A 12,373-nucleotide genomic window follows, 5' to 3' on the forward strand; every position below is an offset into this window, starting at 1 on the left:
TGTCAGTTATTAGCTTATGAGGTTAATCTTCTGCATAAGCAACTGCTCCCAAAGCTTTCAAAGAAATTTTTTGAGCTTGTGTTATGCCTTGAATGCCATTGATATTTGTACCCTCATATGGTCTCTCATTTCTTAAAGTTTTGATACACTCACCACTGTTAACATCCCAGATTTTAATAGTGTCATCTTGACTACCACTAGCTAGAGTTTGACCATTAGGACTGAAAGCAACAGACCAAATTAATTGTGTATGTCCCTCTAAAGTTTGAATGCATTGATTTGTAAGGAGATCCCAAAGTTTCACTGTTTGATCTTGACTACCACTCGCTAGCATGGAACCATCTGGACTAAAGGCTACCGAGTATACAGAACTGGTATGACCCTTCAAAGTTTGAATACATTCTCCAGTTTTGACATTCCACAGCTTTATTGTTTGGTCGCTGTTAGCACTGGCTAGTATTAGACTATCAGGACTGTAGGTAACACACCAAATCCAATTATTGTGTCCTTGAAGCGTCTGAATACACTGCCCTGTAATAATATTCCAAATCTTTATTGTTGCATCGTGGGAGCCAGTTGCGATCATTTGATCATCTGGACTGAAGGCAATAGCCCACATTCTATCAGCATGACCTTCCAAGACATGAATACAGTTGTCAGTTTTGACATCCCATAATCTAGCTGTTTGATCATCACTGCTACTTGCAAGGAATTGACTATTAGCACTTATGGCAACCGATGTCACCCAATTATTATGGCCTCGCAAAGTTTTCAAACATTCACCACTACTAAGATCCCACAGCTTCACGCTTTGGTCTTCACTGCCACTTGCAAGGATATGACTATTAGCATTTAAGGCAACAGATGTAACTCGATTGCTATGCCCTCTCAAAGTTTTGAGACACTGACCAGTATTAGCGTCCCACAGTTTCACCATTTTATTGCCACTCCCACTTACAAGCATGTGACCATTGGCACTGAAGGCTACCGCCCATATTCCACTACTATAACCTTGCAAGGTCTTAAGGCATTTACCAGTAGCAATATCCCATAGCTTGAGTGTTTGATCATCACCCGCACTTGCCAGGATATGATTATCTGGATTCCAGGCGACTGACCATAGTCTGCTAGCATGACCCAGTAAAGTTCTAAGACATTCACCAGTGTTGACATCCCATAGTTTGACCGTTTGATCATCACCCGCACTTGCGAGTGTATGACCATCTAAACTGAAGACTACTGAATTTATACAATCAGTATGTCCGTGTAAAATATTGACATGTTGACCGATTTCAAGATTCCACAATCTCACTGTTCGATCATGGCTGCCACTGGCTAAAGTTTGACCATCTGGACTAAAGCTAACTGACCAAACTCCGCCATAATGTCCTTGTAAAGTTTTGAGACATTTGCCAGTGCTTACATCCCATAATTTCACTGTTTGGTCCTGATAGCCACTGGCTAGAGTTTGACCATTTGGGCTAAAAGCAATTGATAAAACTCTACTATTATTGCCCAGTAAACTTTTGAGGCATTTACCAGTATGAGCATCCCACAGCTTCACTGTTTGATCTTCACTAGCACTGGCTATTGTATTACCTTTAGGAGCAAAGGCAACTGACGAAATCCCGCTACTATGTCCCTGTAAAGTCGCCAGACAATCTCCGGTATTCACATCCCATAGTTTGATTGTTTGATCCTTACCACCACTTGCGAGGACTTTTCCATCAGGACTGAAGCTAACTGACCACACCCAATCTGTATGCCCAGTACAAACAAGCTGTTGTTTACCATCTGCAACTTGATAGATGTGAACCTGATTATCAGTATCCCCCATAGCTAAGAGTTTACCATCAGGGCTAAATGCTACTGAATGAATACCACCAAGGGTTTCAGCAAAAACACACTTGGCAAGATCCGCATGAGCAAAATTTACATTGTGCAAAATAACACTGCGTAGATCAGCTTGCCAAACAGCTAGATTAGAAAAATCATAGCCGCTTAAATCTGTCTGTAATTGACTAAACAAATTGAGAATATTTCCCGCACTATAGCCTGGTTCTTGTGATAATTCTTCTCGGAGTCTTGCTAAAATCTGAGTTAATTGTTTTTCAATACCTTTTTTACTTCTAAAGACAGTGAGTAGTTCATTAATTAATGGTTGGATGATGAGGCGAATTTGAGTTTCTTTGATGTAGTCTTTGGTAGTTGCCTTCATTAAGGCGTGACATCTAAAAAGATCGAAATTTTCAGTTGTGATTTCTTCGCATAGCTGCTCTATCAATACCTGAGTGACATATTCCATAACTACAGGTTGAAGAGTGAAAGTTGCAGCACTTTGGTCGATTAGTGATCGCCTAACCAGAGATTCTAGAGCCTCTAGTAATTTTTTTGGTGGTGTTGGCGATACGATATCTTCTCGTAAATCTGATAACGAAACTGGCTCACGATTAATTGCTAGCCAATACATGATTTCTTTTTCTAGGTTTGATAAACGAGCAAACTGCTGGTCTAAAACATCACGAATATCTCCAAAAACTGCTGCATCTTGTTCCAGGAATTGAGTTACATTACCACCAAAAATATCTTGAATAGTCGTAGCAATGATCTTTAAAGCTAATGGATTGCCTGCATACAGATCAATCATTCTTTTACATTCTTTGTCTGTTGCAGATAGTCCCTTGACTTTCAGAATTTCCTGTCCCTCTTCCACATTTAAACCAGTTAGGAGTAACGAGTGAACAGGTAGCGATCTACCTTCCATTAATGCTACTTCTTTGGGTTTTTCCCGACTAGTTAGCACTAAGCAGCTAGTGTGAGCTGCTTCTCCTAGCTGTTGAAATAGCTGACCATATCCCTCATATCCTTCAGCGTAATGTCCAGAGCGATTACCACTGCTGAGAATTGACTCTATATTGTCAAGAATCACTAGACAACGATTATTTCGTAAGTAATCAATTAGCCTGGATATGATCTCAGCTAAGTTTTCTGGAAGGTTGGTTTCTGTTTCTTGCTCGTCAGAGAGAAATTGGATAAGATTTACGAGGACAGATTTAACAGGTGGTGCTTCTCTTAGCGATCGCCAGATGACATATTCAAATTCTTCCTGAATCTGTTGAGCAAGCTTGATAGACAAAGACGTTTTACCAATCCCGCCCATTCCTAATACTGCTACAAATCGACATCGCTCATTCAGAATCCATTGCTCTAAAGTGGCAATTTCTTGCGTACGTCCATAAAAAACTGTTGAAAAAGTAGCATGTCCCCAATCTATTCGACTATTTGAGCTAATATAGTCACTTTTTTCTAATTTTACTTTAAAAACGGTAAATAGCTTCTCAAGGGTTTTTTTATCAACCCCGGACTCGCGGTTGAGTACTTTTGAGATTGTACTGGGATATAACCCAGTCAGTGCGCTCATTTCTTCAAGTGTATAGCTGTTGCCAAAGTTTTCTTGTGCTTCTGACCCACGCTTTGCTTCTTGAAGTTTTTGCAAACCTTTGGTGGTGAGTGCAACTCCGCGCTTGCGTCTCCAATTCTGTAAAGCCATATATTAAAAATTTAATGATAATGAATTTACTTTTAAGAAATTAAATTTTTGCTGAATCAACAATTTGTGGAACCATACATCAACTAGCTTACTTTTTTGATAAAATACTTGTTGACAATTCAATTTTGAGAATAGCCGAAACTCTTGCTATGTATATTACAGACAATTTTTATTTAGTGTATCTAAAAGACTTGCTGAACTTAATTTCATGCTTTTTAAATTTTAATTTATAGTTATTATATTTACTATACCAAGATTGCTATGTTTATGGGCAGCAACGCGATCGCGACCATATTTGATACAGTCTTTACTATGATTTAAATACTACAGAAATTACTGTAAAACTTTAAATTTAATCAAAAGACAATAAAACAGACTTTAAAACCAATTTTTCGTAAGCTAGATGTATCCGCACGAACAAAGATAGTAGCAAGATGCTCAAAAACTCAAATTTAGACTCTTGGTTTGTTTGCCCTAAACCTAATCCAGAAGCCAAAATTCGGTTATTTTGTTTCCCCTACGCTGGTGGTAGCGCAAATATCTTTCGTAGCTGGTCAAATCATCTTCCAGTAGATGTAGAAATCTGTGCGATTGAGCTTCCTGGTAGAGGAATGCGGATCAAGTTACCTTCATTCACTCAATTAGAACCTCTAGTCACAGAGTTAGCGAGTGTTTTTAAACCAAACTTAGACAAACCATTTGCTTTCTTTGGTCACAGCATGGGCGGACTTGTGAGTTTTGAGCTTGCTCGTCTACTCCGCAAACAGTATGGTGTAAAACCGAGTCATCTGTTTATATCAGCTCGCCGCGCACCCCAACTTGTTGATCCCAAATCACCTATTCATGACTTACCGGAGGCAGAATTTATTGAAGAATTGCGGCGTTTAAATGGAACTCCAGAAGCTTTACTGAACAATGATCAACTTATGCAATTATTCATGCCGATTCTACGGGCAGATTTTGCAGTACTAGAAACTTATATTTACAGTCAAGAAACACCACTGGATTGTCCGATTACTGCTTTTGGTGGGTTGCAAGATCAAGAAGCTCGTCATGATCAAATTAAAGCATGGCAGGAGCAAACAAGCGCTTCTTTTTCATTACATATGCTCCCTGGAAACCACTTTTTTTTACACTCATTTCAGTCATTATTACTAGAGATTATTTATCGGAAAATAAATGATATCAATCCCTAATAGGGATTAAGTCTAGTAAAGAATATTAGCTCGTAGTAAGCGCTACTTTGTCTGTTTGGCTTGAAGTCGCTGTTGCGGTTGGGATATTTCACGTTAATCACGATCCATATAAATTTGTACCAGACGCGTTCGCTTTTAGCGTTCCCGCAGGGTAATTTCGCGTCTCTACACCGCCTGTATTTGTACCAAGGTTTTAGTGAAATGGTATTACGCAAGATGTGACCGAAAACCTTATTCTTGCGTAGCGGTAATTCATGAATTACCGCAAATGCGCGTTATGTTTTGCGTAAGTCCTGTTCCGTAACTCGCGTTAGGTTTATTTCTGCTGACTTACTTGTTCACCGTAACATCATTAGGAATTAAAATATTCTGAGACTGATTAGAGTCTAAAATCTCAGTGGGATTAACATTAATAGATTTCCCTAACCCTGGTTGGTTTGATCTGATGTATTCACTAAAAATATTCTGACCAGAAGGCTTAGATTTGTCCCTATTTTGGCTGTTATCTATCACAGCATTTGTTGAATTAGAAGCTGGAATTACGTTATCCTCCGCTGGTCTATTTGGGTAGATAAATCCATCACTACTCGTTGGATTTGGCGATTGATTGTAAGTATAATCACCAATCAAAACGTCGTTACTGTTATAACCAACCAACTGAGGATTGTTGTTGCTTCCGGTCAATACATCGTTAGTAATGTTATTTTCGGGATTGCTATTTTGCTGATTTTGTGGGGTAGTTGTGCTACTTAGTAAAGGATCTTCTTGAGTGGATTCGGTAGATGTGGTGTTGACCATCTCAAATGCTCCAACATCGGGTTGATTATCTCTGTTGCTCCCTAGTTGGTCAGTAGTGGGTACACCACTTACTGTGACACCGGTATTAATGGCAGGACTACCTGGTAAAAGGGGATGTACTAAAACTCCTCCAATCTCTTGTATTGGACCAAGCAGAGGATCAACAATTTGACTACCGGCGACAACTTGACCACCCATCTTTGGCGCGGGAAATTCGATATTACCACCGCCATCCTGTAGTTGATATCCAACCTGTTGTTGTGTGGGATCGCTGGCAGTATTATAGGCAACAATCGAATTGGTGAGGGTAACGGGCTGTGTTGGACTGTAGATCCAAAATGCTCCATTTGCCCGTCCGGCTTCGTTATAGACGATGGTTGAATTAGTAATGTTGACGGGGACAGATTCTTCAGTGTTAACAAACATCCCTCCGCCAGCATCTTCAATAGCTTTATTTCCAGAAAAAGTGCTATTGGTGATGTTGACTGGCGAAGGGCCATCTAGCCATATAGCTCCACCTTGTTTTGCAGCTGTATTGTTGGCAAAGGTGACATTGTTCATTGTGAGTTCGCCGTGAACTCGCAATCCACCTCCTCGACCTATCCCTTTATCATCAAAGTCTGCTGTATTACCAACAATGGTGCTGTCTTGGATCACAATCTTGTCTGGACCGTAACCCCAGGCAAAGATTGCACCACCCTCTCCTTTGGTACGATTGTTTTCAAACTGACAGTCACGGATCGCTATTGTACCTCCAACAGTAGAACCGGGACCTGTCGAGTTTCCTCCATCGGAGAAGAATGCACCACCACCAATGTCACCTTCTGCACTATTGTTAAGAAAAACTGAGTTTTCTACGGTGACTTCACCTAACAGGTTGTAGATTGCTCCACCATTGACACCTTTGTTATTGGTAAATTTGCTATCTTTAACAACAAGTACACCGGAACCATAAGTACCGATCGCTCCACCGCTAAATCCAGAATCCCCTAGAGTACCATTGTTATTGTCAAAGCTGCTACCAAGTACTGTCGCTTTACTGCCGTAACCAACGTATATAGCTCCGTTTTGCCAAGCGCTATTGTTGTTAAAGTTACAATTTTCTACCTGAAGGGTGCTGTAGTCCCAGGCTGCGATCGCACCACCTCTTCCGTCTGGCCCTGTCACCATACCGTTGGTGAAGGTTAGATTTTTTACTGTTGCATTGACATAACTGTTTACAGAAAATGCCCGTGTAGTATTATTACCGCTAATCGTTAAATTTTCTGCCCCTGCACCATCAATTGTTACGTCTTTTGTAATGGAAAGTTCACCACTAGTAAGTGTGATGGTCTGATTGGCAAGGCTGGGATCAAACTGGATGATGTCTCCTGCTTGAGCAGATTCGAGTGCTGCTCGTAAAGAACCTTCTCCACTATCTGCATTGTTGGTAACGTTAATGATAGCCATGCTTTGAATTCCCTTAAAAATGAGTGTTTTGAGATCGACGTGTAGAAAAAATCACAATTTTGTGACTCAAAAGCGATCGCGTCATCGTTTCAAACGATGGGAATCATAGACAGCACCCTATTACCATTACGTGGAAGTCAAACTATTTTGGATTTTAAATTTGAGATTGCGGATTGAGTCCCAGGATTTATCCGCTTTCTTGTACACTGCTCGGAAGTCTTGCTCAAAAGTCCTGATGATCTAATATCTTTGACTATTTTTCCAATTTTTTGTTTATTTTCCACGTAATCTACTAGTTTTCTTTTTCATAAAATTTTTTACTAAACAGGAATTCTTTGTGTGAACTAGTAATTAAAGTTCTGATTCTGGGAATAAGATTTTGATTTTGGGAAGCACCCTGAAAAAACATAAATTCTCGAATCATCGAGTTTTTGATATTAACAACGCTTCAAAGCATTAGCACAATTGCGCTATCTAAATCAAGTTTCAGCTTCTGCGGCAGATTTTTGTGCATGTTCTGAACGCATCCAATGTGTAGGAAGCTCCAAGTAATCTGGTAAAACGGTTGTGCGATCGCCTACAGCAAATCTAATTTGGTGTGATTGCAAGTTTTTAGCTCCTGTCAGAGTGGCTCCAAGCAGTTTCACATCACACAAATTTGTGCCAAAAAAGTCTACTCCCATCAGATTTGCATCACAGAGATTGGCTTCATGGAAGATTGCTTTTTGCAAGTTGGTTCCCATCAAATTAGCTCCATAAAGATTGGCTTCTCTCAGGCTAGCTTCCGAGAAATTAGCAAAAAGTATCTCTGTGTGTTCTAGTTTGGCTGCATTCAAATTTGCCTGTTGCAAATTGGTTCCATTCAGGTTTGCACCTTTGAGATTTGCACCAATTAATCCTGCTGAGTGCAAGTTGGCTTTACCAAGCTTTGCTCCCTGTAAATTAGCAAGAAATAGTTTGGCGTGACAAAGATTTGCGACTTTCAGGTTACAAGATTGCAAGTTAGCTTTATACAGATTTGCTTCACAGAAATTGGCTGCACGCAGACTTGCTCCAGACAAGTTTGCTGACCGTAAGTTGGCTCCAGTCAAGTTGGCGCGATTTAAGTTTGCTCCACAGAGGTTAGCTTCTTGGAGGTTGCATGATTGTAAATCGGCTTCATATAAAACTGTGCCACAAAGTTTTGCACCTTCGAGTTTTGCCTCAAACAAGTTAGCTTTCTGGAGATTGGCTTTTGTCAAGTTTGCTCCCCGTAGATCTAAACGTTGCAAGTTGGCATTTGATAAGTCTACTCGTCTAATATCTGTATTCCTTAAATCGAGTTTTTGATTTTCTTGATCTTGTTCCCAGTTGCGTCTGCCAATTACGGTTAAGGCTACTTGTAAATCTGTGGATACTTGAGCAACTTTTGCTAGTTCTTCCACAGAATTTTCCTGTTCTGATTTGATGCTGCTATTTTCTCGGACAAATGCAGTCAGAATTTCCATAATTGTCCAGTATTGTTTTGGTGATTCCTGGGCAATTTTTTCGAGCGCATAAATTGCTCCGATTCTGGTGGCTACATGCTCATGTCCTAACTGGGTAATTGCTGCTGTCAAACGCTCTGCGATCAAGCGTTCTTGGGCTAGTTCTAAATTCTGAATGCCAATTTCGTTATTTTTTTCGGCTGCGATCGCACTCTTTTTTAATGCTTCAGTGCGCTTGGCTGCATAATAAGCATTAATTATCACTGCTAACCCTACAAATAAGCTAGCTGTTGTATTTAATGCTTGATTCCTGCTGATTATTTTTTGTTCATTTGATAATCCCTCATTTTGTGAAACTGCAAATAATATTACAGTTGGTGATAGGCTAAACAAAATTGCGATCGCTACCAACCAGCTTTTAAATCCATCTGTCTTCCTGCCAGACATATGGCTAGTAATCCTCACTACACAGAATTATTACGGACAATATTGAAAAAAAAGAGTATATCATTTGTCAACAAATTTCAATATCTATCATAAGGTGCAATCAAAATATTAATCATAGGGTTTGTAATTGTCTATTGATTATTAATTGTTATGTCAATGTGTCACGAGCTAAGGGACTTCCAAGGAATAAAATCACCAAATACAATAATGATAATCATTCTGAGGGGGTGGAAGGAGAAGCAGCCTACGGCTGCTTCTCCTTCCACCCCTATTCGTAGTAAATTCAATTTGGATGGAAATTTTTGTGTGGAGAGGAGTGTTGCTCGAATTAACTGATTCAGTCAAAAAAGTATTCAAGCAAACAGCTAGCCAACTCAAAGGAGCAGCACGACGGCGGTTTCAAGCACAAGTTGTGTTGGAGTTCGGTTATGGAGGACAATTACTGGCTCAAAAAGAATTGGGGTGGGATAGAAATACTATTCGTAAAGGAATTAAAGAATTAACTAACAGGATTACTTGTGTAGATAATTATTCGGCAAGAGGACGTTGGAAGGCAGAAGAACATTTACCAAATCTTTTAGAAGATATCAAAAAATTAGTCGATTCTCAAAGTCAAACTGACCCAAGTTTTAAAAGTCAAAGGCTGTATACACGCCTGACTGCAAGTCAAGTAAGAAAGCTATTAATTGAAAAGTTAGGTTACAGTAATGAACAGTTACCGACAGAAGAAACAATTCGCGTCAAATTGAATTATTTAGGTTATCGCCTCAAACGAGTGGCAAAAGTTCTTCCCCAAAAAAAATTCCAGAAACAGATGCAATCTTTGAGCAATTAGCAATAGTTAATCAATCGGCTTTAGATGATAAGAGCGTTTTACGTCTAAGCCTTGATGCAAAAACTCGTGTAAATATAGGCTCATTTGACCGAGGAGGTAAAAACAGAGTTTCAACTGAAACTGAAGACCATGATTATCATCCAAAAACAACCGTAACTCCTTACGGTATATTTCTTCCAGAGTTAGATGAACTATTTTTATACTTTACAGAATCCAAGGTGACGAGTGATTTTATTGTTGATACTTTAGCAGATTTTTGGAAATCAGAAAGCTGGCGATTCCCAGAAATAAAAACTTTGGTTATTAATCAAGATAATGGAGGAGAAAATAATTCTCGGCGAACTCAGTTTCTGAAACGTATAGTTGAGTTTTCTCAGTCATATAAACTAAATATACGTTTAGCTTATTATCCTCCATATCATAGTAAATACAATCCAATTGAACGAACCTGGGCAGTTTTGGAAAACTACTGGAATGGCAGCATTTTAGATGAGATAGAGACAGCTTTAAACTTTGCTCAAAATATGAAGTGGAAAGGTAAACATCCAATTGTGAAGTTGGTAACTCAAACTTATGAAAATGGAATTAAGCTGACTAAAAAAGCTATGTCCAAAATCGAAAAACAAATTAAACGTCTGACCAATTCTACAAATGAAGATTTCCCAAATTTAGGTAAATGGTTTATTGATATCTATTGTGAAGCAACATAGTCTTTAATTTTTTTAACAGCTTTTATAAAGCTATAAATTAAATAAACTCGCAACTACCCCAAGGACAAACGAAAGAGAAAGGGGTGTAAATCCTTCACGAATATTTGAGGGGGAGAAAGTGCTTGCCGTCGGCAAGCACTTTCTCCCCCTCCTAATGATTATCATTATTGATTAAGAACTGTCTCTTGAATTTTTTTGATTAATTTATTATTTGGAAGTCCCTAACTATACATATCAGTCAATTTCTGGTACTCAGGTCGGCATAAATGTAGAGACGCAAAATTTTGCGTCTGTACTAGTTAGGGTCGTCATTTATCATTTATCATTGGTCATCAGTTATTGATAAGGGTTTAAGACGTATTGACTTTTGGTAACTGACTTCAAGAATGGGTGTAAGGGTACACACCTCAGTCAGGGCTACTTTTCTGAAGGATTTCTATAGGCGTAACTTCAAGTGTTGTAATTACCAAGCAAAAGGATTTTATTATTGCTCCATGATGCTAAGAAGTTGATTTTTGCTTTGTAATAATAATTGGCAGAAGAAAAATTTCTTTAACCAAAATATTGAACCAAATTATACCCACTAATTCGGAAAAACACCTCTAAAAACCTCAATATATGCAGCAATCTATACAGCCAATTACTAAAGATTTAGTACTGATTGGTGGGGGTCATAGCCATGCAATAGCTGTGTTAATGTTTGGAATGAAACCTCTGAGTGGAATTCGATTAACTTTAATAACTGATAGAGTTGATACACCTTACTCTGGAATGCTACCAGGGCATATTGCTGGTTTCTACAGCTATGAAGAATGTCACATTGATTTGCGACAACTTACAAATTTTGCCAAAGCGCAATTATATATTGACCGAGTCATTGGTCTTGACCTGGAAAATAAAAAAGTGATTTGTGCCAACCGTCCTGAAGTAGCATTTGATCTACTATCAATAGATATCGGCAGCACTCCAGCCACAATTTTTGTTCCAGGGGCAGCAGAATATACAATTGGGGCAAAACCAGTGTCAAATCTATTGCACTACTGGTATCAACTACTAGAAAAAGTAGCTAAAAACCAGCAAGAGGCTTTGAGTATTGGGATTGTAGGGGGAGGGGCTGGTGGTGTTGAATTAGCGTTATCGATGCAAGCTCATTTGTATCAGGCGTCCAAAGTGTATCCCCTCGAATTATCCTCAAAAAGAGAATTTATGGATAATAATACACTAAAACGGGGAGATTTGGATATTCATTTATTCCAGCGTGATGCTCAACTTCTGCCCAATCATCATTGGTCTGTACAGCGTACAGTCAAGCAACTTATGATCAAACGCGGGATTAAACTGCATTTAGGTGAAAGTGTATGTAAAGTTGAACCAGGTAAAGTTATATGTAAATCTGGGTTGACGGTAGAGTGCGATCGCATTTTTTGGGTGACACAAGCTTCAGCACCACAGTGGTTAAAAGCAGCTGGACTAACGACTGATGAGCAAGGCTTTATTTTGGTAAATGACACATTGCAATCTTTGTCTCATCAGTACGTGTTTGCCACAGGGGATATTGCCACAATGGTAAATCATCTACGTCCGAAAGCAGGAGTATTTGCTGTTCGCCAAGGTAAACCTTTATTTGAGAACTTACAGCGATTTTTATTAGACAAACCTCTCAAACCTTACATACCACAGAAACAATATTTAAGCTTAATCGGTACAGGTGACGGTAGAGCGATCGCCACACGGGGATGTTTGACTTTACCACCTCATCAATTACTGTGGCAATGGAAAGACTGGATTGATCGTCGTTTTATGGAACAGTTTCGTAGGGGGTAGGGGGTAGGGGATCGGGGATCGGGGATCGGGGATCGGGGATAAGGGAAGAGGATAAGGGAAGAGGATAAGGGAAGGGGGAATGTGAAAAACATTTGGAG

At 39.3% G+C, this 12,373-nt stretch carries 5 protein-coding genes and 1 pseudogene; 3 read left to right on the top strand and 3 right to left on the bottom strand.

Annotated elements, in window-relative coordinates; translation table 11 throughout:
- Positions 1-22: 22 nt before the first annotated feature.
- Positions 23-3,550, bottom strand: a complete 3,528-nt coding sequence (locus B4U84_RS20540; protein ID WP_131120387.1) for a WD40 domain-containing protein — start codon at positions 3,548-3,550, stop codon at positions 23-25.
- Between the two features lie 434 nt (positions 3,551-3,984).
- On the opposite strand from B4U84_RS20540, the gene B4U84_RS20545 reads away from it, so the two are divergent.
- Positions 3,985-4,746, top strand: coding sequence for a thioesterase II family protein (locus B4U84_RS20545; protein ID WP_165490325.1), 762 nt, complete (start codon positions 3,985-3,987; stop codon positions 4,744-4,746).
- Between the two features lie 330 nt (positions 4,747-5,076).
- Here the strand turns inward: B4U84_RS20545 and B4U84_RS20550 are convergent, their stop codons facing one another.
- Entirely contained in the window at positions 5,077-6,993 is a 1,917-nt protein-coding gene (locus B4U84_RS20550; RefSeq protein WP_131120391.1) for a right-handed parallel beta-helix repeat-containing protein, read from the bottom strand.
- A gap of 479 nt (positions 6,994-7,472) precedes the next feature.
- On the bottom strand, positions 7,473-8,906 hold the full coding sequence (locus B4U84_RS20555; protein ID WP_131120394.1) for a pentapeptide repeat-containing protein: 1,434 nt from the start codon (positions 8,904-8,906) through the stop codon (positions 7,473-7,475).
- A 292-nt stretch (positions 8,907-9,198) separates the two neighbouring features.
- Here B4U84_RS20555 and B4U84_RS20560 point away from each other — a divergent pair.
- Both B4U84_RS20560 and B4U84_RS20565 read left to right on the top strand, forming a co-directional pair.
- Positions 9,199-10,451: pseudogene (locus tag B4U84_RS20560) on the top strand (ISAzo13 family transposase).
- A gap of 618 nt (positions 10,452-11,069) precedes the next feature.
- Entirely contained in the window at positions 11,070-12,275 is a 1,206-nt protein-coding gene (locus tag B4U84_RS20565; RefSeq protein WP_131120398.1) for a slr1591 family oxidoreductase, read from the top strand.
- The last annotated feature ends 98 nt before the right edge of the window (positions 12,276-12,373 follow it).

It is taken from the genome of Westiellopsis prolifica IICB1 (genome assembly GCF_004323185.1).
Classification (GTDB): domain Bacteria; phylum Cyanobacteriota; class Cyanobacteriia; order Cyanobacteriales; family Nostocaceae; genus Pelatocladus; species Pelatocladus prolificus_A.

What these genes read in the sequence shown, in the direction of transcription:
- B4U84_RS20565 (WP_131120398.1), top strand. Translation starts at nt 11,070, where the DNA reads ATGCAGCAATCTATACAGCCAATTACTAAAGATTTAGTACTGATTGGT.
- B4U84_RS20545 (WP_165490325.1), top strand. Translation starts at nt 3,985, where the DNA reads ATGCTCAAAAACTCAAATTTAGACTCTTGGTTTGTTTGCCCTAAACCT.
- B4U84_RS20540 (WP_131120387.1), bottom strand. Translation starts at nt 3,550, where the DNA reads ATGGCTTTACAGAATTGGAGACGCAAGCGCGGAGTTGCACTCACCACC.
- B4U84_RS20555 (WP_131120394.1), bottom strand. Translation starts at nt 8,906, where the DNA reads ATGTCTGGCAGGAAGACAGATGGATTTAAAAGCTGGTTGGTAGCGATC.
- B4U84_RS20550 (WP_131120391.1), bottom strand. Translation starts at nt 6,993, where the DNA reads ATGGCTATCATTAACGTTACCAACAATGCAGATAGTGGAGAAGGTTCT.